The sequence below is a fragment of the Cryobacterium sp. MDB1-18-1 genome, assembly GCF_004402735.1.
Taxonomy (GTDB): Bacteria; Actinomycetota; Actinomycetes; order Actinomycetales; family Microbacteriaceae; genus Cryobacterium; species Cryobacterium glucosi.
Map to the genome: position 1 here is coordinate 1 of NZ_SOFR01000048.1, position 21,204 is coordinate 21,204.

At 69.1% G+C, this 21,204-nt stretch carries 16 protein-coding genes; 14 read left to right on the forward strand and 2 right to left on the reverse strand.

All coding sequences use genetic code 11. From position 1 onward, the window contains the following. On the reverse strand, window positions 1–1,032 hold a 1,032-nt coding region (locus E3O50_RS12230), incomplete at its 3' end, for a hypothetical protein (RefSeq protein ID WP_198413638.1). Between the two features lie 318 nt (window positions 1,033–1,350). Here E3O50_RS12230 and E3O50_RS12235 point away from each other — a divergent pair. From E3O50_RS12235 to E3O50_RS12295, 13 genes are all read left to right on the forward strand, one after another. Beyond that, on the forward strand, window positions 1,351–2,538 hold the full coding sequence (locus tag E3O50_RS12235) for a glycosyltransferase (RefSeq protein WP_134559331.1): 1,188 nt from the start codon (window positions 1,351–1,353) through the stop codon (window positions 2,536–2,538). Then, the gene (locus E3O50_RS12240; protein ID WP_134559333.1) at window positions 2,535–3,812 is read left to right on the forward strand and encodes an oligosaccharide flippase family protein; all 1,278 of its coding nucleotides are present in this window, start codon (window positions 2,535–2,537) and stop codon (window positions 3,810–3,812) included. Before E3O50_RS12235 ends, E3O50_RS12240 begins: the two co-directional genes overlap by 4 nt. After that, on the forward strand, window positions 3,809–4,645 hold the full coding sequence (locus E3O50_RS12245; protein WP_134449090.1) for a dolichyl-phosphate beta-glucosyltransferase: 837 nt from the start codon (window positions 3,809–3,811) through the stop codon (window positions 4,643–4,645). The genes E3O50_RS12240 and E3O50_RS12245 overlap by 4 nt, the downstream gene beginning before the upstream one ends. A 9-nt stretch (window positions 4,646–4,654) precedes the next feature. Beyond that, window positions 4,655–4,987 (forward strand): STAS domain-containing protein, encoded by a 333-nt coding sequence (locus E3O50_RS12250; RefSeq protein WP_134559335.1) that lies wholly within the window; start codon window positions 4,655–4,657, stop codon window positions 4,985–4,987. Beyond that, complete coding sequence (locus E3O50_RS12255; RefSeq protein WP_134559337.1) at window positions 4,984–6,396, forward strand: PP2C family protein-serine/threonine phosphatase; 1,413 nt, start codon at window positions 4,984–4,986, stop codon at window positions 6,394–6,396. Before E3O50_RS12250 ends, E3O50_RS12255 begins: the two co-directional genes overlap by 4 nt. Beyond that, window positions 6,380–6,838: an ATP-binding protein gene (locus tag E3O50_RS12260; protein ID WP_166787369.1), complete on the forward strand. Its 459-nt coding sequence runs from the start codon at window positions 6,380–6,382 to the stop codon at window positions 6,836–6,838. Before E3O50_RS12255 ends, E3O50_RS12260 begins: the two co-directional genes overlap by 17 nt. Beyond that, entirely contained in the window at window positions 6,835–7,203 is a 369-nt protein-coding gene (locus E3O50_RS12265; RefSeq protein WP_134449094.1) for an STAS domain-containing protein, read from the forward strand. The genes E3O50_RS12260 and E3O50_RS12265 overlap by 4 nt, the downstream gene beginning before the upstream one ends. A 9-nt stretch (window positions 7,204–7,212) precedes the next feature. Continuing rightward, window positions 7,213–7,602 carry a response regulator gene (locus E3O50_RS12270; protein WP_134449095.1) on the forward strand — a complete coding sequence of 130 codons (390 nt, stop codon included), beginning with the start codon at window positions 7,213–7,215 and terminating at the stop codon, window positions 7,600–7,602. Further along, window positions 7,599–8,714: an endonuclease/exonuclease/phosphatase family protein gene (locus tag E3O50_RS12275; protein ID WP_134559339.1), complete on the forward strand. Its 1,116-nt coding sequence runs from the start codon at window positions 7,599–7,601 to the stop codon at window positions 8,712–8,714. The genes E3O50_RS12270 and E3O50_RS12275 overlap by 4 nt, the downstream gene beginning before the upstream one ends. Next, window positions 8,711–12,232, forward strand: a complete 3,522-nt coding sequence (locus E3O50_RS12280) for a hypothetical protein (protein WP_134564567.1) — start codon at window positions 8,711–8,713, stop codon at window positions 12,230–12,232. Before E3O50_RS12275 ends, E3O50_RS12280 begins: the two co-directional genes overlap by 4 nt. Beyond that, window positions 12,229–13,497 (forward strand): hypothetical protein, encoded by a 1,269-nt coding sequence (locus tag E3O50_RS12285; RefSeq protein WP_134558303.1) that lies wholly within the window; start codon window positions 12,229–12,231, stop codon window positions 13,495–13,497. The genes E3O50_RS12280 and E3O50_RS12285 overlap by 4 nt, the downstream gene beginning before the upstream one ends. After that, window positions 13,494–15,323, forward strand: a complete 1,830-nt coding sequence (locus E3O50_RS12290; RefSeq protein WP_134558304.1) for a hypothetical protein — start codon at window positions 13,494–13,496, stop codon at window positions 15,321–15,323. Before E3O50_RS12285 ends, E3O50_RS12290 begins: the two co-directional genes overlap by 4 nt. A gap of 136 nt (window positions 15,324–15,459) precedes the next feature. Further along, window positions 15,460–16,122, forward strand: coding sequence for a TetR/AcrR family transcriptional regulator (locus tag E3O50_RS12295; RefSeq protein ID WP_134449100.1), 663 nt, complete (start codon window positions 15,460–15,462; stop codon window positions 16,120–16,122). Window positions 16,123–16,198: 76 nt separating this feature from the next. Here E3O50_RS12295 and E3O50_RS12300 read toward each other — a convergent pair whose 3' ends face one another. Beyond that, complete coding sequence (locus E3O50_RS12300) at window positions 16,199–19,264, reverse strand: cell wall-binding repeat-containing protein (RefSeq protein WP_134558305.1); 3,066 nt, start codon at window positions 19,262–19,264, stop codon at window positions 16,199–16,201. Between the two features lie 311 nt (window positions 19,265–19,575). On the opposite strand from E3O50_RS12300, the gene E3O50_RS12305 reads away from it, so the two are divergent. Then, entirely contained in the window at window positions 19,576–21,180 is a 1,605-nt protein-coding gene (locus E3O50_RS12305; protein WP_134449102.1) for an APC family permease, read from the forward strand. Window positions 21,181–21,204 lie beyond the last annotated feature (24 nt).

Sequence of the window (21,204 nt, forward strand, 5' to 3'; positions counted from 1 at the left end):
CGCCGCATCCCGCGCCAACCCCAGACTCACATTCAACTCCACCTGCCGCACCCGCAACCGATCAGCATCCCGCACCGCGAACAACAGGCGCACCGCACCGACCAACAGGGTGCAGAACGAGACGAAGACGGCAAGCGAAGCGAGCGGCACGAACTCGTTCACGACGATCACGCAGAGTGCGCCGATGCTGAAAATCGCGGGTGCGGCGAGAGCGAGCGTGGCACTCGCGCGGTCGGGCAGGGCCGAAACGCCAGGACTCCATGCGGCGAGACCGAGCAGGACGCCGACAACGGGCCACGCGACATCGACGATTCCGCCCCGGACATAGGTGCCGTCGGCGACGCCGGCCACCAGGAAGGTGTTGGCCAGTGCGAAGCCCAGGAAGGCGATGACCAGCAGGAACCACGCCCGGCTCGGGCGTCGGCCGTATACGGTGAGGGCGCACACGAGCAGGGCTACGAGGATCAGGGGCGAGACCGGGTATGCGAGTCCCAGGATATCGTCCAGGACGATGTCCGACACCGGTCGGAACAGCAACGCCGCCGCAACCGCCACGAGGCCGAGTCCGGCGATGACACCATCCAGCCACACGGTCGCCGACGTCGGGTTCAGCCGTCGCCGCATCAGAACGAGAAGGAACGACACCGAGAACACCAGGAAGAGGGCGAAGAAAATGATGGCTGCCAGGGAAGCCGTATGGGGAGCCCGCGGCGGGAAGAGAATCGACTCGGCAGTGTCTGCCGCGGCGATGCACAGCATCGCCGCGCCGAGCAAGGCCCAGGCGAGTCGTTCGGACTTCACGAGAATGACGCGCGCCAGGACGAGGCCCGCCACCGCGAATTCGAGTCCGAGGTAGTACGTGTAGTCGACCCAGACCGGACGTTCCGCCACGTCGGTGGCCACGGTGGCCCAGGCATAGGCGGCGATCCCCAGGCCCACCACGACGAAGGCAACAAGCATCAGCCGAGGCATCACGAACGCGTCGCGCGGCGACGAGTGCGACGGGTCGGAGCCGGTGCGGTCAGGTCCCATGTCTGGGGCCTCTCTTCTTGGTCGAACGAGGAAACGGGTAGGTATGTGCACATTCCGGATCGACCAGATTTGCATACAATTCCCCCTGAGGATACGTCATACTGTGTCTGCACGGTACCCCCGAAGACACCGCGCGAACACAGGAGTAAGTCAGGTGGACTGCCCGGTTTCACCACGAGATGTGCTCGGTTCCGAGCTCGTTGGGCAGGCAATTGAGTGCAACACAACCGTCGGCGAGCGCCGTTCCGGTTTTCACGATCCACAGGGGGTACGCATGAGCCCATACGCTCTGACGCCGTCGGACCTGGTCCCGGCCCGATGAGCGGGAAACTGCGGGTCGGTGTCGTCACGGCCTTTCCCCCGGGCCGCAACAGCCTGAACGAGTTCGGCTTCCACCTCGTCAAACACCTCGCCCGGCAGGCCGAGGTCGGCGAGGTGCTGCTGTACGCCGACGTGACGGATGCCGGCAGTCCTGCCCCCCTCGACGGCGTGACGGCTTATCCGAGCTGGACCTTCAACAGCGTCACGAATATCGTGGGACTCACCCGGGCGATCCGGCGCACACGCCCGGACGCCGTGCTCTTCAACCTCCAGTTCGCCACCTTCGGGGACAAGCGCATCCCCGGGGCACTCGGGCTGCTGATCCCGGCCGTGCTGCGGTTGTTCCGGGTACCGACCGTCGTCGTGCTGCACAACCTCGCGGACAACGTCGACATGCAGGATGCCGGCTTCGCCGGCTCCGCGACGACGGCGCGCCTGATGAAGTTCGCCGGACGCATCCTCACCCGCGCCCTGCTCCGCGCCGACCTCGTGGCGCTGACCATCCCGCGCTATGTGGAATACCTGCAGGAGAGCTACGGCGCGACGAACGCGCTCCTCGCACCGCACGGAAGCTTCGAGGAGGTCGCATTCCCGTCTTTCGGCATACCGGACGGACGCCGGCGCATCCTTGCGTTCGGCAAATGGGGCACGTACAAGACCGTCGACGTGCTCGTCGAGGCATACCAGGAGCTCCTCGACCGCGGGTACGACGACCTCGAGTTGGTGCTCGCGGGTACGGACAGCCCGAATTCCGCCGGCTACATGCAGTCGGTCGCCGAACGGTTCTCCGATCTGCCTGACCTCGTCTTCACGGGCTATGTCGCCGAGGAGGAGGTGGCGCCGCTCTTCTCCGCCGCGACCGTCGTCGCCTTCCCGTACACGTCGACGACCGGGAGTTCGGGTGTGCTGCACCAGGCCGGGGAGTATGGTCGTGCCGCCGTGCTGCCCCGCATCGGCGACCTGATCGACATCATCGAAGAAGAGGGCTTCCTCGGCGTCTACTTCGAACCGGGTGACGCGACCAGCCTCGCCGACGCCCTGGCCGAGGTGCTCGACCACCCCGAACAGCGGGTGTCCCTCGGCCGCCGCAACTTCGCGGCCGCCTCGGGCATCCCGATGTCCGAGGTCATGCACTGGCACCTGATCCACATCCAGCGGCTGCTCGACAGGCGGGCCATGCGATGACGGCGGAACCTTCCTCACGGACTCCCTCCCTGGTGGGCGGCGGTACCGCTCTTGCCGTGGCCATGATCGTGGCCAATGCCGGGAACTACGTGCTCAACCTGTTCCTCGGCCGGGTACTGACCCCCGCCGAGTTCTCGGATGCCAACCTGATGGTGACGCTCATGCTCACGATCACCTCGATCGCGCTCTGCCTGCAGCTCGTGGCGGCCCGCTTCGTCGGAATCTATGACGAGTCCGGTGATCCGGCCCGCTCCGACCGGCTCGCCCGCACCCTGCGCGGTTATGCGCTCGGTGCCGGCATCCTGACCGGGGCGATCCTCGCCGGAGGCAGCACCCTCTGGTCGCAGGTCTTCCACACCGCGTCGTTCTGGCCATTCGTCATCCTCGGCGCCGGAATGCCGTTCTACCTCGTGCAGTCCGTCGGTCGTGGTGTCATGCAGGGCCGGCTGCGCTTCCCCGGTCTCGCCACGTCCTTCGTGGTGGAGATGGTTGTGCGTCTCGGCTGCGGTGTGGCCCTCGTCGCACTCGGCTTCGGTGTCAACGGCGCGACCATCGGTCTCACGGCGTCGTTCGTCGCCACCTGGCTCGCCGTGAAGCTGCTCGCCAGGACCGGACCAGGGCTCACGGGTACCGCCCCCGACCTGGTCACGGTGCGCAGCTACGCCGCCCTGGTGTCGGTACTCCTGATCGGCCAGATCATCGCCAACAACAGCGACGTGCTCGTCGCAAAGGCATTCTTCTCCCCGGATGCCGCGGGGATCTACGCCGCGATCGCTCTCGTCGGGCGGGCGGTGTTCTTCCTGGCGTGGTCGGTCGCGACCGTCGTGTTCCCTGTCGTGGCTCGACGGCACGCGAGCGGCGGTGACACCGGGTCCCTGCTGACCGGCGGCATAGCGGCCGTCGCCGGGATCGGTGCCGCGTGCACACTGGGCGCGCTGGTCCTGGGCGGTCCCGTGCTGGGCTTCATCCTCGGCCCGGCCTACGGCGACCTCTCGGCGCCCCTCGCCGCATACGCGGGGATGACGACCCTCTTCGCCGTGGCAAACCTCGTAGCCAGCCACGAGTTGTCGCAGGGACGCAACACCCAGTCCTGGCTGCTGTTCGGAGCATCCGTCGTGCAGCTCGTGCTGCTGCTTGTCTGGCACGAGTCGACCGCGCAACTGATCATCGTGCAATTCGTGGCGATGGTGCTCCTGCTCGGCGTGATGGCCGCCCGGCACCTCCTCACCAGATCCTCCCCCCACATTCCCACCGAAGAAGGGTTGCCCCGATGACCGCGGAAACCGGCACCTACCAAGCCTATCGCAAGTGGGTCACCGAGAAGTCGACTGTGCCGCCGCGCGTCTCGGTCGTCATTCCGGCATACAACGAGGAGTGGCGAATCCTGCCGACTGTCGGTGCAATCGCCACCCACATGTGTTCGAGGGGCGAACCCTGGGAGTTGATCATCGCCGACGACGGCTCCACGGACACGACAGTCTCCCTCCTGCAGGACCTGCGCTTTCCGAACATGACCGTGCTCGTCGCCGCCAAGAACACCGGAAAGGGTGACGCCGTCCGCAGGGGAATGCTCGCGGCCCGCGGTGAATTCATCCTGTTCGCGGACGCGGACCAGTCAACGCCGATCGAGCAATTCGACCACCTCATGGCGAAGATCGATGCCGGCTACGACGTCGTCGTCGGCTCGCGAGCAGCCGCCGGCGCGGCGGTGAGCGGAAAGAGCGCCCTGCGGAAGGTCCTGAGCCGGGGCCTGCACGTGATGGTGTCCGTCGGGTTCGGCATCGAGATCGCGGACACGCAGTGCGGCTTCAAGCTCTTCACCGCCCCGGCGGCCCGGTCGCTGTTCACCCTCCAGGTCGTCGATGGGTTCTCCTTCGATCTCGAGGTGATCTACCTCGCCGGCCGTCTTGGGCTGACCACGGCCGAAGTCCCCGTCGAATGGATCGACGCGCCCGGTTCCACGGTCGACGCCGCCAAGGTGAGCCTGCAGTTCGTCGCCGACCTCGTCAAGATCAAGGTCCACGACCTGCGCGGCGGGTACACCGTCACCGGCCATTCACCGGTCTCGCGAGCCTCGTCCCCCGCATCCGTCGCATCGATCAAATAGGAAATCACGATGAGAATACGCACCGAATCCGGAATCGGCCACACGACAGTCAGCCTTGCCGGCCGTTTCGACGCCCACGAGACCGCGGACTTCCGCAACGTCGTCGACCTCCTGATCCGACCGGAGAACGCGACCCTGCGACTCGACCTCTCGAACGTCGTGTTCGTCGACTCGAGCGCCCTCGCCGAACTGTTGCGCTCGCAGAAGGCTGCCAAGGCAATCGGCGGCGAAGTCATCCTCGTGAACGTCTCCGACCCGGTCCGGATCATCCTCGAACTGACCGAACTCCAGCAGGTCTTCACCCTGGAGTCCCGGACGGACCCGACCACGACCACATCATGACCCCCGCTTCCCCCGAAACCCACCTGATCGAGAGCGACCTCGCCGACGCCGCTCTCGAGCGCTTACTTGTGGCGGCCGGGGCCGGCGAGATCCACCGACCGCCCGGTTCCGACTGGACCGTCTCCGGGGACGCGGCCCCCGACGCCATCGACGCAGCCAACGCCATCCGCCGTGCGATCCACGGGATCTACTCCGCCCAGGACGACGTCACGGAAGCCCTGATCACAAGCCAGGACCACCTGATTGCCCTTCGGGCGCTCACCCAGGTGAACCTGAGCACCCTCGGCAGGTCCGAGGCGCTTCGCGACCTGCTCGACCAAGCCAGGGTACTGACCGCGTCGGACCTCGTCGCGATGGTCGACGATCGCCTGGTGCACACCACGGGAGGGCCGTCCTCGGACTCGCCCGAGCTCACGGAGGTCATCCGCGAGGCGACGAAGAGTACTGATGACCCGGAGCCGAGACTCGTCGGCCAGGGGAACGCTGTGATCGCACCCCTCAACGACCAGAGCGGGGGCATCCGCGCGCTCGCATTCCTCAGGACGAACGGACCGGTCTACACCACGGGCGACCTGCGCCTCGTCAGGGCGGCGGTTGCGGCCGCCGACATGCAGTTCGCGCTCACCCGGCTGCATCTCCTCGAGATCAAGCGCGCCACTTTCGAGCGCGAGCACCAGGTCGCATCAAGCCTTGCCCAGGCAGTCTTCTCCCAGCCTGCGCCGACCCTCTCCGGGGTCGAGGTGTTCTCCGACACGATTCCGGCGAGCCTTGCCGGCGGGGACTTCTTCGCCTTCGCCGTGGTGGGCGATGTGCTGTGGTTCACCGTGGGCGACGTCGCCGGAAAGGGTCTTCCCGCGGCGATGGTGATGACGCGTGCCGTCAGCGCCGCCCGGGTGGCCTTCCTCACCCACGACGCAGACGATCCTGCGGGGGCGATGTGCGCGATGGGCATCGAACTCTACGACTATCTCGACGATGTCGGACTGTTCATCACCGTCGCCCTCGGCGCATACCGGCCCAGTATGGGCGCCCTGCACGTGTGCAACGCCGGCCATTCCCCGGTGATGCTCGTCCTGGACGGGATCATAACGCTCATTCCGGCGTCAATGCCACCGCTCGGCGTGTTACCCGAGCCACGAGGTCGGACAGTGCGCTTCGACCTGCAGCGGAACGACGCACTGGTGCTCGGTTCCGACGGACTCGCCGAACAGGAGAACTCCAGCGGGGTGATGCTCGGCTACGACCGTCTGGCCGAACTCTGTGCCGAGCTCCCGGGAGAGTCCGCCGAGCGGCTCGGACACCATATTCTAGATGCCGTGAAAAGACACGCGGATGGAACCCCGCCCTCCGATGACCGCACCCTCGTCATCCTCCGAGCCGTGGAGGCGATTCATGACCGCGTCAGCTGACCCGACCGAGCTTGTCATCGAGGGCACAACGGCGATGGTCCGCAAGATCGGTCCGTGGCTGCACGGGGTGCTCGGCGAGCTCCCCGACGATGAGGCCGGCGCGATCGCCGCACGCCTGGAACTCGCCGTCCACGAGGTCGCGATGAACATCATCGACCACGCCGGCCTGCCGGTCGCTGCGGAGATCCGGTTCAGCGCCGGAATCACCGATTCCGTCGTCGAGATCTGCGTGACCGATCCCGGCCTGCCCTTCGACCCGGCCGGGGTCAGGATCCCTGTGGCCGGGGTTCCCCAGGAACGCGGATACGGCCTCATGCTGGTCCGCAAACTCGTCAACGATCTCGACTACCGCCGGGTCGACGCCGGGAACCGATGGACCCTCCGCGTCAACCGCACCCCGCCGGCCGACTCCCAGAAGACCGGAAATGAGCACCAGCCATGATCGATCCAGACACCGTCCGCACATCGAGGGACAGCGGCCTCACGGTCGGCGTCGCGACGCCGGCCGCCGGACTCACTGTTGTGACGCTCGGCGGTCGACTCGACGCCGTCGCCGCATCCGACCTGCGCGCCCGGCTCGACGAGTCCGACATAGCCGGATGCCCCCAGATCGTGTTCGACCTCGCTGCCGTCGATTTCGTGGACAGTGCCGGCCTCGCCGTGCTCGTCTGGCAGCGGCGTTCCTGCCGGGCACACGGTGGCGACGTTGTACTCGTGCGTCCGGACTCGGACAATGCGATGCGGGTGTTCCGGCTCACCCAGTTCGACCAGATCTTCCGGATGCTGCCGCAGCAGCAGGACGACTGAGGCCGCGCCATGACCGCCGAATCCCTGTCCAACACGGCCCTGGTCGTCGACGACGAAACCGTGTCCCGCCTCGTCCTCTCCCATATGTTGCGCAGGGCGGGCTGGGACGTCACCGAGGCCGACGATGTCGCCCCGGCGATCGCGCTCGCCCGGTCTGGCACCTTCACGGCGATCTTCTCCGACTTCTCGATGCCGGGCGGCACCGGTGTGGACCTGCTGAACGCGCTGCCACCGGCGCCGGCTCGCCCGCTCTTCGTACTCGTGACCGGCATCGTGGAACATTCCTCTGTCGGACTCGACCTCGCGAGCGTGATCGATGGGCACCTGATCAAGCCGATCAGCTCCCGCGCGCTCTCCGAGTGCCTCGCGACGATCCTGCCGCGCCAAAGGGACCGGTGAGTCGCGGCGTCACGCGTGCCCTGACCAGGACTGCGTGCGGCCTCGGCTGGCTGGCAGCAGGCGGCATGACCGCGAGCGCCCTGATCCGGGCGCTGTCCAGTGAAACCGAACCACTGCTGATCGGGGTGCAGGGCATCACGGTGTGGCTGCTCCTCCCGGCGTATCCTCTGCTCGCGGGCACGGGAATCGTGCTCATGCGACGGGCCCGGCGGGCCCGCAGACGTTCCGACGGGCCGGCCCGCCTCAGGTGGCCACTCGCCCTCGGCACGGTTGCGCTCGCCCTCGTCGTCGTGCAGGCCACCCTGCTGATTCCGGCCATCGGATGGAACGGCCCGCGCACGGCACCCGTCGGCGCCACTCCGCTCCGGATCGTCAGCGCCAACGTCCTCCTCGACAACACCGAGCTCGCCACCCTCGCCGGCGAGCTCGTCGCGACGGATGCCGACGTGATCGTGCTCGAAGAGGTCACCCCCGAACACCTGGCCACGCTCGCCGCCTCGCCGCTCTGGGCGGCCTACCCGGAACGGATCCTCGACGCGCTCCCCGGATACCATGGCTCGGCGATCTTCTCCCGCCTGCCGATCGAAGACGGCGGCCCGATCGACGTAGCCGGGTCCCCGATGCTCGAGGCGCGCATCCACACGCCCGCAGGACTCGTACGGATCATCGATGTGCACGCGGTAGCACCCGTCACCTCGGAGAACACCGTGCTCTGGCGGGGACAGTACGCCGAGCTGGCCCGGATCGCGGCAAGCGACACCGGCACCCTCATCCTCGCGGGCGATTTCAACGCGACCCTCGACCATGCGCCGCTGCGGCGGCTCGTCGCCACCGGGCTGCGGGACGCCTTCGTGGAGTCCGGCAGCGGTTTCGGGGCGACCTGGCCACGCTGGGACGGCGTCGTTCCTCCGCTGATGCGCCTCGACCATGTGCTCGTCAGCCAACAGGTCACGGTCGTCGCCGTGACCGACCAGACGAGCGCGGGGAGCGACCACCGCCGCCTCGTCGTCGACCTCGCCCTCCCGTCGTCCCGGAGTCCTTCGTCTCAGAGTCCTTCGTCTCAGAGTCCTTCGTCTCAGAGTCCTTCGTCGCCGGAGACTCCGACGCCATGACCCTGGTGGCGGAGCCGGCCCCGGTCCCCGTTCCGGCAGCGGAGAAGGCGAGGGTGCACCGGCCGGAAGAAGCGCCGGACGGGCGCTCGCGAAAGGGCTTCGTGCGCCGCCACCGCCTGCTCTTCATCGCGCTCATCCTCGTGCTCGTGTTCCACGGCTCTTTGCTGCTCGCCGGAAGTTACCAGCGCACCTACGACGCCTACGTGCACATCTTCTTCGCCGACCACTACGCCAGAGACTGGTTCTCGAGCTGGGACACCCGCTGGTACACCGGGTTCTCCACCCTGAGCTACCCGCCGGGCGGCCACTTCATGATCGCGGCCCTGAGCAAGATCATCGGGTTGCGCCCCGGCTTCGTCGTCGTGCAGGTCTTCGCCCTCCTCAACCTCACCATCGGGGTCTACCGCTGGAGCGGCATCTGGGTCAACCGCACCTCAGCAGGCTGGGCGGCCATCGCCCTGGTGCTGGCGTCGTCCATCGCTGAAACCGTGCACGTCTTCGGCCAGCTTCCCACCACGCTCTCGCTCGGGTTCCTGCTCAACGGGCTGCCCTTCGCGAATACCTGGGTGCGCACCGGCAACCGGAAGGCCCTGCTCGCCGGGGTCGGCTGCATCATGGCCACCACGGCCTGCCACCATGTCACGACCCTGTTCGGATCGCTCTTCTTCCTCGGGCCGGTCCTGCTCGGGGCACTCGTGTTCGCCGTGCGCACCCCGCTCGCCGGCGAAAAGGACGGACACCCGCCGCGGTTCAGCTTCCGGCTGCTCTGGCCGCTGATCGCCCGCCGGATCCGCCGGGTGATGCCCTCCCTCGTGCGGACCGGGATCCTCGGGGCGCTGGTGGTCACTGCCCTGCTCTGCGTCGTCCTTCCGTACTGGCTGTACTCCAAGAGCGACCCGATCACCCAGGTCTCCATCCCGCACGCCAGCCGCGACAGTTTCCTGGTCAATGTCAACGCCGGCCTGGTCTTCTGGCTGATCCCCTGGGGCACGACGCTGCTCGTGCTGCCATACGCATTGATTCGCGGCATGGCGGGCAAGGCGTGGCCGCTCACCCTCTCCCTCGGCGTGCTCGCGTTCCTCGGCACCGGCGGCACCACGCCATTTCCCAAGATCCTCCTGGGCGGCGCGTACGACATCCTCACACTCGACCGCTTCACGTTCTGGGCGACCATCTCCATCCTGCCGCTCGTCGGTCAGTTCGTGTCGAGCGTCACGAACGGTTCGATCCGAGCCTGGCTGCTCGCGCATGTCGGGCGCACGCTCTCGGTGGTCCTTCCGGGCCTGCTGCTGGCCGCACACCTCACCACGACCCTCTACGCGGCGAACCTCACGCAGTACCGGGCATTCCAGCCTGCCCCGATCGACGTCACCCCGATCACGACCTTCATGAACAAGGATCAGCACTCCCAGTGGCGGTACCTCACACTGGGATTCGGCGACCAGATGGCCTGGCTCGGTGCCAATATGACCGCCGGAACCATCGACGGCGACTATCACTCTGCCCGGCAGCTGCCCGAGCTGACGTCCCGGCCGATCGAGCGCCTCGAGGGCGCGAAGTACTCCGGTGTGCCCGGGATCGGGAGCCTGCAACAGTTCCTGGCGGTGCCCGGCCGGTACTCGCTCAAATACGTCTTCAGCAACGATGCCTTCTACTCCCCGCTGCTCGACGCGAGCGGCTGGACCGACCTCGGTCCGCTCGAGAACGGCATCGAAATCTGGGAACGCTCCGACGTCGCCCCGCTGCCGACGAACGAGGTCTCGCACCAGGCACCGCTCTGGGAGCGCCTGTGGTGGGGACTGATCCCGCCCGCCTCCATCGCCCTGGCGCTTGTGCTCATGGTGTGGTCCCTGATCGGAGCGCCCACGCGGGTGCCCGGCGTCGGCGCCGTCGTGCGCCGTGTCGTGCCGGCCAGGCTGCGACGGATGCTCGCCCGCCCGCCCCGCACGGCCGCCCGCCTCCTGCGCTCCGCACTGAAGAAGCTCACGAGCCCGGTGACCCGCGCCGTCGGCGCCGTCGACGCCGCCCTCGCCGGGGCGAGCGACCGCATCCCGCACACCGAGGAGCCCGCGCCCCCGGCCGGCGGCTGGCTGCCCTGGGGCGGGGCACTGCCGCGCCTCCGCACGCGGGCACGCGCCCGGGTCCGGAAGCGCCGCCGCCGCTGGCAGGCGGCCGTCGTGACCCTGATGCTGGTCATGGTCGCTGCCGGCGGCGCCCTCGCAGTGGCGAAGCCGCGCCAGCCCACGGCTGCCGAAGTCGTCGAGGACTACTACGGACACCTCGATTTCCGCCGCTTCGCCGCCGCATACGCCCTGCTCGATCCCTCGACCCGGCCGGACTACACGGTGTACCAGCAGGAACTCGGCAGGGACGGAGGCCTTGTCGCCTCCTTCGCGAAGCTCGCATCCGTCACCGCAGTGCCGGCCTCGAGCACCCCGGGCAGGCAGGTGATGACCGCAACCCTCGACTATCTCACCTCCCTGCAGTCGTATCGGGTGACCACCCCTGTGACCCTGATCCAGGAACCGACCGGCTGGTTCATCGACCTTCCCGCCGGAGACGCGACGTCTCCGCCGGACCAGTTCACCAGCCGACCCGCCGTCGGCTTCCTCTCCCAGGGTCGTCGCGCACTCAGCTCGGACGGAACCTCCACGATGGACGTGCTCGACCGGCCCGAGCTGACCCTCGGCAACGTCAGCTCCCTGCTCGTGAACGGTCGCTGGGTCGTGATCGGCGAGGTGACGAACACCGACGTCGACCCCGCAGACGTCACCGTCGAAGCGCAGCTGCGCGATCAGGACGGCGCGCTGCTCGCCAGCTGGGATGCCGCCCAGGTACTCGTTCACAAGCTGCTGCCCGGAGCGACGAGCCCCTTCCGGATCGAGTTCCAGAGCATCGCCGGTACCGGCGACTACGGCCTCGAAGCCGACGGCGGCCTCAAGGACACGACGGCGGTGACGCCCCCCTCCGCGACAAGCGTCACCGTCGCAGCACCGGCCACGTCCTCCAATATCCACGGCCCTGTCGAGTTCGACCCTCAGACGATCACCCCCTTCGTGCTCGCCGCCGGCGCGACAGTGTCGTCGGTGGCCGTCTACGCCCGCGCCGTCGTGACCCCGCGGGCGAGCGCGCGCGGCCTGCAAGTGCAGCACCTGCGGCTCACCGGCTCGGCCGTCGACGGCTACGCCGTTCTCGGCGAGCTGCGCAACGACAGCACGGTGGAAGCCTCCGTTCCGCACCTCCTGGTGTCCTATACGGCAGCGGACGGCAGCCTGGCCTGGGTCGATCATGCCTATCTCGAGCACAGCATCGCCCCGCAATCGGTCAGCGATTTCCGCATTCCGCTCGCGTCACGCACCCCGATCGCAGCCTCCGGGGTGCCGACGACCGGCTACGCGGGTCCTGCCCACTCTCCGCCGGCATCCGCGCTCGCAGCCTCGATCGCCCTGCCCGCCGATACGGGCTTTTCCGGGCTGTCTCTCACGGCGACGACCTACGCCAGAGCGAGCCAGCCGTGACGCGGCCGGGCACGCGCCGCGCAGTCGGCCTGATCGTCACGCTCGCCCTCGGCCTGGCGATCGGGCTCCCCACGGATTCCGGAGCCGGCTCCCGCGCGGAAGCGCGGGCAGCACAGAACGCTGCGACCGCCCTCGTGCTGCAAGTCGCGCCGACCGCGCCGGCGGGCGCGGAGATTCCGGTGACCGTCGCGGGGGCCGCCGACGGCGCGACGGTGCAACTCGTCGCGATCGGTTCGCTCGGCCAGCTCGTGCTCACCGCCGTGAGTGTCGACGACACGGCGGAATTCCGGCTTCCGGTCGCCCTGACCCGCAGCGCAGGGTCCGTCACCCTCGTGGCGAGTTCCGGTGGAACGGTCGTGCGGGGTGCCACGGAGCTCACCCCCGGGGCCGCGGTCGGCCCGATACAGGCCGTCGTCGGCGCTCGCTCCATCGTGGCCGACGCCGCAGACATGTCCATGGTCGTCACGATCCCTGTCGACGCCTGGGGTAATTCCATCGCAGAGGGTTCACCGGTGCTGGTCTCCCGCGAGAACCCCGTCGGAGTGCGGAGTTCGAGCGGAGCGGTCGTGTCGCACCTGCTCGCCTTCCAGGAACTCGTCTCGGGCACCCTGGCCGGTCGTGGCCAGGTCTGGGTCGCTTCCGGTCCCGTGACCGGACCGAGCGTCAGCCTCGACGAAGTCGCCGGGCCACCGCTCCCCTTCTCCCTCGAGCCCGTCGAGCCCGTGTTGGCCGCCAACGCCGGGGCCGACGGCCAGACGCTCGTCCCGATCCGGACTTCCGTGCTGCGGGATCGCTTCGGCAATGTCGAGCCGGACGGCACCCAGGTCACGGTGGAATGGACGGGCCCTGAAGGCGCGGGGCGCACGACCGCGGCCACGATCTCCGGCGTCGCCCAGCTCTCGCTGCAGGCGCCGGGAACGCCGGGCGCGTTCCAGATCACCGGGTTCTGTCGCGGTGTGCACGCGGCGAGCGCCCTCACACTGCCGTTCGCGGCCACCGTCGGTACTGTCGACCTGAGCGCACGCCTGGTCGACGCCGGCGTCTTCGTGAGTATCGGCCCGGTCAACCGCTTCGGCGGCACATTCGTGCCGGATGGAACGACGGCCCGCGTCTCCGTGGTCGACGCCATCGGCGAGGCCGGCTCCGCAAGCGCCGGGCTCGTGAACGGCGTGCTCGACATCCTCGTCGCGACCAGGCCGCTCGTCAGTCCGGTCACGGTCACCGTCTCGGTGCTCGGCGCAGAAAACGTGGAGACGCTCCGATGACGAGGCCCAGGCTCCCGGTCCGCGTCCCGGGGAACTTCAGGCGCAGCCGCATCAAACGGCTGATCGCCGCGCTGCTCGGCCTCGGCCTCGTCGCCGCGACCGTCGGGCTCCTCGTGCTCAGCGGGCAGATCACGCTGCAGAGTTCGACAGGGGCGAAGGTCTCGTCCGGGCTCCACGAAGTCGCGACGGTTCCGGTCAACGCAAGCCAGCTCGTCAGCTGGCTGCCAGACGCGTGGCAGCGCGAACGAGTGCTCGAGCCCGCGACGCGCATGATGATCGCAGCCAGCTATATCCGGGCCTGGGCCGCGATCGGGCGTTTCCAGTCCACGGGCGAGCGGCCTGCCGTCAACGACACCTTCAGCGGGGCGGCCCGGCGTGCCGTGCTCGATCTGCCCCGCACCGGCCCGAGCGCGACCTGGGACCTGCGCCACTCCCTCGAACTCGAGTTCTACGCCCTCGACGGCGCGACCGTCGCCTTCCACGACGGGGGTGCGAACATCGCACGCACGGTCGGCACCGGGCTGAATGAGACGGTACTGCTCAGCCACGAGAGCTACGACGTCGTGATGGTGCTCGAAGACGGCTTCTGGCGCATCCGCCAGCTCCGGCGCTCCGCAGGGAGCGACACTGCCGCACTGACGACGGATGCCGCCGGAGCGACCGCGATCACCGGCGCCCCGACGACGACACCCCTCACGGTCCCGGCGAGCCTGGCCACCGAGTATCGCCCGGCCGGCTGGGCGCCCGTCGTTCCGGTCGCCGTCACGGCGAGCGCCACACCGACACCGATTCCCGGCGCGACCCCGACCCCTGCGCCCTCCGCCACTCCCGTTCCAGCCCCCATCCTGCTCGCCCCGGCCACCCTGGGGGCCGACTTCGCCCGCCTGCGGGCTCTCGGGTTCGACACCATCCGGGTTCCGCTCCCGTACACCGAGCTGGGCGGCGCGAAACCCACCGACGACGCCATCACCGGCCTGATCACGTTGCTCGAGCAGGCCGACCGGCACGGACTGCGGGTCGACCTCGTCCTCTTCGACGGCTTCCGCGACCTCACCCCCGCGAACTGGGTCGCTGCCGATGCCCACCTCACGGCCATCGCGACCGCGGTGCGCGGCCAACCGGCCCTCGCCCTCTGGGACCTCGCCGACCGGCCGGAGCAGCGCACGACCGGGTCTCCGAGCCCCGCCGAGATCCGGGCGTTCCTCCTGCACACCGGCTCCGTCCTGCGGGAGCTCGACCCTGGCACGCCGCAGACCGTCTCCTGGGCGACGAGTGCGGCCGCGGCCGATCCGTCGATGGCCCGGCTGGTCGACGCCGTGTCCCTGCACCTGACCGGAGGCGGTGACCCGACCGCAGCGATCGGGGCTGTGCGCGCCGCGCTCCCCGACCGGGCCGTGCTGCTGACGGTGACCGGGCTCAGCACCGAGGGCGGCTGGGGACCCCTGCCGAAGACCGAGGCACGGCAGGCCTCCGACGTCGCCCGGGTACTCCTGGCCGCGGAGCGCGCCGGACTGTCCCGCCTCAGCGTGGCGGCCTTCGCCGACACGAAGACGGATGCCGGCGGGCTGCTCCGCGCCGACGGCTCTGCCAAGCCCGCCGCCGTGCTCTTCGAGGCCGGCGCCCAGCTCACGACGATTCCGGCACCGGGCCTTCTCGACTACGCCACCTCGAAATTCTGGATCCTGGTGTTCGCGGCCCTGCTCGCCGGCGCCGGGGTGCTGCTGTGGGCCCGTCACCGCCGGCGCAAGCGCAGGCTGCAGAAGCCGGGTCCCGCGGACTCCCCCACAACAGGTCAGCACGACCGCCCAGGAAGCACACCACAGTGATTGCCACGCGCGCCCTCGTCCAGGTCCTCCTCGACAGTGCGATCTGACCCCGTGTCGTCGCCTGGGTGATGCGTCACCAGGGTGATGTACTGTAACGACGCCATCCACCGAGACTGCCCACCGAGAGAAGAGCCCGATGAGCGACGCAGACGACGCCGGTCACCGCAGGGCCGGAAGGCCGCTTGAGACGGTTCTGACGAAACCGCGCATCACCGCTGCGGCCCTCCGGCTGATCGGGGCGGCCGGCTACGAAAGTTTCACGATGTCCGGCCTGGCCAGGAGTCTGGGAGTGGCTCCCTCCGCGCTCTACAACCACGCGGCATCGAAGCACGTCGTGCTGCAGTGGTTGCAGGACCACGTGATGACGATGGTCGATGTGGCCGGCTTCGGCTCAGAGCCGTGGGACACGGCCCTGCGCCGCTGGGCCTGGTCGTACCGGGACATCTTCGCAACGCACGTTCCGTTGATCTCGATTGTTGCGGTGCTCCCGGTCACGGGCGCACCGCAAACCCTGCGCATGTACGAGACCGTCGCGGCGGGACTGTCCTCCGCCGGGGTGCCTTCTGCACAGATCGTGCCCTCGATCGTCGCACTCGAGTCGTTCATCTTCGGCGCGGCTTTCGATGTGACGGCTCCGGCCGACATATTCGAGACCGGTGCGCTCGCCGAGTCGAGTCCGATCTTCAGCGCAGCGGTGCGGCACGGGCAGCAGAACGCGGGCAGGGCGCGGGCGGATGTCGCGTTCGAGTTCGGACTCGAGGCCCTCGTCGACCGGATCGGCGGCCTGCGCCAACCCTGAGCATCCGCCCGGCCTGTCGTGCCGTGCGAGCTGCCGCGGGCGCCGCGGGTCGTGCGGCGCCCGGAGCATCACTGGCTCACGGGCACGGCTTGAGCGCCGCGACGTCACCGGTGAGGGCGGTCGCCGTCCCGATCAGGACCACCCGGGTCGCGCCGAGGCGGGTGATCGCGGTGAGCGTCGCCCGGGGCACACACGTCGCGGGCGTGAGATACAGCGGAGCCGACTTCGCCCCGGCGAGCGCCGAGCCGACCAGGGCATCCTGGTAGCTCGTTCCGCTCGCGAGGTACACCGTCGTCGCGGACGTGAAGGCGTTGAGGTTGAGCGCCGCGCTGGTCGCGTAGCGATCTGCGCCGCTGTACCGGGTCACCGAGGCGCCGCCGAGTTGCAGCTTCAGCCAGAACTCGGTGAGGCTCGTCACGTCCGCCGTCCCGCCCGCGATCTTCACGGTCCTGGTGTGCAGGGTGCGCAGCAGGGCGGCCGTTGCGAGGTCGGGCAGGAAGCCGCCGGCCGGCACGAGAACGACCGGTGCGCCCGCGCGGGCGGCGGCGGATGCTGCCGCGAGCGCTCCGGGGAAGTCGGCCCCTGTCGCGACGTAGGCCGTCGCCGCGAGGCTGCCGAAGGCATCCGCTGCCACGAGGCGGGAGGTGGCGTACCGGTCGGCGCCGGCGAGCCGTGCGACGGGTGCGATGCCCGCGAGCTCGGCCGAGACCGCCGCGGACACGCTTGCGGTTCCGCCGACGATGACGATCTTGCCCGGGTGCAGCCGGACCAGTTCGGCCCTGACCCCTGCCGGAAGCGCGGTGAGACCGGTCAGGAGCACGGGGCCGCCGAAGTGCGCGGCGGCTGGCCCGGCGCTGAGGGCGTCGGCGAAGCTCGTGCCGCTGACGAGGTAGACGCGGGAGACGCCGGGCGCGAAGCCCTGGGAGACGGCGATCGCCGTCGAGTACGGGTTGGTTCCCGCGACCCGGGTGACCGTCGCGAGGGAGACCGGTGCCGTGGGCGCCGAGACCGCTGACGCGGGCTGGTAGCCGGGCGCCGAGCCGGTGACCCGGACGGTGAGCGCCGCTCCGGCATCCGCGGCGACCGGGGTGTAGCCGGCCGACGTGGCGCCCGAGATGGCCGTGCCGTTTGCGAGCCACTGGTAGGCGAAACCCACCCCGGCAGGCGTCCAGGTGCCCGGGATCGCGGTCAGTACCGCGCCGACCGAAGCGGTCCCGGAGATCACCGGCGTGGCCGTTCCGATCCCGCCGGCCGCGACCGCACCGGTGGGCGCAGAGACAGCTGAAGCGGGCTGGTAGCCGGGCGCCGTGCCGGTGACCCGCACGGTGAGCGTCGTGCCGGCATCCGCGGCGACCGGGGTGTAGCCGGCGGCGGTGGCCCCTGCGATGGGCGTGCCGTTGGCGAGCCACTGGTAGGCGAAGTTCACGCCGGCCGGCGCCCAGGTGCCCGGTATCGCCGTGAGGAGCGCGCCGACGGCGGCCGTCCCGGTGATCGTGGGGGTGCCGACGACGAGAGTACCGGCGACGACGACGGCGGTCGGCACCGAGGTCGCCGCCGCGGAGACCGGCAGGTAACCGGGCGCGGATCCCGTGACCCGCACCGAGAGTGCCGTACCGAGGTCGGCCGCGACCGGCGTATAGGTGGCGGATGTCGCCCCGGGGATGTCCGCGCCGTCACGCAGCCACTGGTGGGCGAAGGCTGCTGTGGCCGGCGACCAGGCGCCGGGGACCGCGGTCAGGGTGCTGCCGACGGAGGCGGAACCGGTCACGGTCGGGGTGGCGGGCACGAGGATTCCCGGGGCGCCGACGCTGTCATAGAGGGCGTAGTCGTCGGTCACGAGGGTTCCGTTGAGGATCAGGTTGAGGCCGAAGCTCAGTCCGGTCGTGCCGGCCGGGATGGCCGCCGTCGTGTAGAGGGCCTGCGCGTATGCGGAGCCTGCCGGGAAGTACGGACTCGACGTCCAGTAGCTCCAGCTGCCGATCGAGTTGCGCAGATAGACGTCGAACTGGGTGGTGACCGTTGAGGTGTACCACGCGCGCAGGGAGTAGGTGTGCCCAGGGGTGACCGTGGGGGCGCAGGCGCCGAGGTCCTGGGTGAGGATGAGTTTCGAGTCGCCGCTGACGAGGTTGCTCACGACCAGCTGCTCGGCCTTGGTGCCGGTGTGCGCGGCGGAGACCGTGCTGAAGGCCGCGGTGTTCGTGCCGAAACCGCCGACGGCCCAGCACTGTGGGAGGCCAGTGGTTCCCGCTGTCTCGAGGCTCGGGTTGACCACCCCGTTCACGCCGGGACCGGGGGCCGCTGTCGAGGTCGTCGTGACGGGAACGACCGGCTTGACGGCGCCGCCGATGACGTCTCCGACGGTCTTGACCGTGGTGTTGTTGGATGCGGCACGCGTGGAGAGCCAGGCAGCGAACTGGGCGAAGACCGCCGGGTCGACGGAGAGCGCGTCGCAGCTTCCGGCGCAGAGGTGGTGGAAGGTGAGCTGCACCCAGCCCCCGCCCGCCGTCTCGGCGTTCGTGACCGTGTTCTCGAGGTCTGCGAGGGTCCAGGTCGTGTCGACCTCGTCGGGGGCGCGGGTGAGGTACGCGTCGGCCGGAGGAATGGTTTCGGCGAATCCGCAGCCCGTGCAGCCGAACCGGGTGTCGATGTCGCCGAGGCCGCGGGCGCTGTTGAACCCGCAGGCCTGGACGATCGCCTCGGTCGCGGCATCCACCGTTGCGAAGGGGTAGGCGAAGCTTCGCGTCGGGAAGCCCCAGTCGGCGAGGGTCGCCCGGCCCTGGCAGACCTGCCGGGTGGCTTCGTCCGCGGGGAGGGTGAGGAGGTCGGGGTGGGTGACCGTGTGGCCGGCGATCTCGTGACCGGCGGCGGCGATGCTCGTGAGGTCTGCCCTGGTCAGCCAGCCGGGGTTGTCGATGAAGCCGGTGGTGATGAAGAAGGTGCCCTTCATCCCGAACTGGTTCAGGGTGGCCACCGCGGCGAGCTGGTCGGCGTTGCCGTCGTCGAAGGTCAGGCTGACGACCGTCTGCGGGTCCGTGACAGCGGCGCGCGCCGGGGTCGCGCCGAGGGTGATGCCCACGGCGACGGCGGCGAGGACCGCGATGAGCCTGAGCGAGCGTGCAGGGGCCAGCGAAAATCCGGTCATGGGAGGTGCTCCTCGTGAATCGTGACTGATCCTGGAATCCCAGCACCTGCGCCCAGTGTGCTGAGCGATTGATCCCCGAACAAGCAGAGCGCCGGAAAAAGGCGGTTTACCTGCGAATTACCACGCAAGTTTGCGGTTAACCACACGCGCCGCTCTGGCGCCCGCCGGTGAATCTGCGGTAAGTGCTTGCAATCCGCCTGACTCACCCCCAGAATAAACGAACTCAATTCATTTAGTCCATCGGATACACCGCAGTACCCGAACGGGCCGTTCGCGCGTCGATGCGCCCGGCCCGAGGAAAGGGACCACACATGACCCAGCAGTCCACCCGAGGGTCGGCGCCGACCTCATCGCAGCCGTTCACCGACGTCCACCTCGTGCACAGCTCAACGCTGCACGACGCGGCGGGGAGCAAGCACGGCATCACGAAGAAGGGCCTCAAAGGCGGGCAGCTCGGCTTGCTCGCCGTCGTCGTGCTCGGCATCTCCTCCGTCGCCCCGGCGTACAGTCTCACAAGCTCGCTCGGCGCGACCGTTGCCGAGGTCGGCAAGCAGCTGCCGGCCGTGTTCATCCTGGCGTTCATCCCGATGATCCTCGTCGCCCTCGCCTACCGGGAGCTCAATGCCGACTCCCCCGACAGCGGAACCTCCTTCACCTGGACCACCAAGGCGTTCGGTCCCTTCGTCGGTTGGATGAGCGGCTGGGGCATGCTCGCGGCCAACATCATCGTGCTCTCGAGCCTCGCCGGCGTGGCCGTCAGCTTCTTCTACGTCTTCCTCGGCGAGGTCTTCGCCAACCCGGATCTCGCCGCGCTCGCCGACAATACCTTCATCAACATCGCAACCTGTCTCGTCTTCGTGGCCCTCGCCGTCTGGGTGAGCTACCGCGGGCTGCACGCCACCAAGCTCGTGCAGTACAGCATGGTCGGCTTCCAGATCGTCGTCCTCCTCATCTTCAGCGTCTCGGCCATCGTCAACGCGACGAACGGTGCATCCACCACCGCGCTCGCCTTCGACTGGACCTGGTTCGACCCCACCCGTGTCGACAGTTTCAGCCAGCTGGCCGCCGGCATCTCCCTGGCGATCTTCGTCTACTGGGGCTGGGACGTCTGCCTCACCGTGAACGAGGAGACCAAGGGAACGAAGGGAACCGCGGGCAAGGCGGGTACCCTGACCGCCCTCGTCGTGCTCGGCCTCTACCTCGTGCTGATCGTGGCCACCATGATGGTGTCCGGCGTCGGCGCCGAGGGAATCGGCCTGAGCAACCCGGACAACCAGGGCAACATCTTCGCCGCGATCGCCGGACCCGTGATGGGGCCGGTCGCGATCCTGATGTCGATGGCCGTGCTGGCCAGTTCCGCCTCCTCGCTGCAGTCGACGATGGCCTCCCCTGCCCGCACCCTGCTGTCGATGGCGCACTACCACGCCCTCCCGCCGCACTTCGCCAGGGTCAGCAAGCGCTTCGGCTCGCCCGGCTTCGCGACGATCGCAGCCGGGGCCATCGCGGCCGGGTTCTACGCCGTCATGACGATCATCAGCGTCAACGTCCTGAACGACACCATCCAGTCGCTCGGGCTGATGATCTGCTTCTACTACGCACTCACCTCCTTCGCCTGCGTCTGGTACTTCCGCCAGAGCCTGTTCTCGAGCGTGCGCAACTTCTTCCTGCGGCTCCTGGTGCCGGCGGCGGGCGGGCTGATCCTCACCGTCGTGTTCGTGCAGACCGCCGTGAGCGCCTGGAGCCCCGACTTCGGCAGCGGTTCGGAACTCTTCGGGATCGGACTGGTCTTCGTGATCGGCGTCGGCCTGCTCGTACTCGGACTCGCCGTCATGGGCCTCACCTTCCTGGCCAGGCCGAGCTTCTTCCGCGGAGAGACGCTGCGCCAGGACACCCCCGCACTGGTCGTGCCCGAATAGCACGCGCGCCGGGTAGCCTCGGGG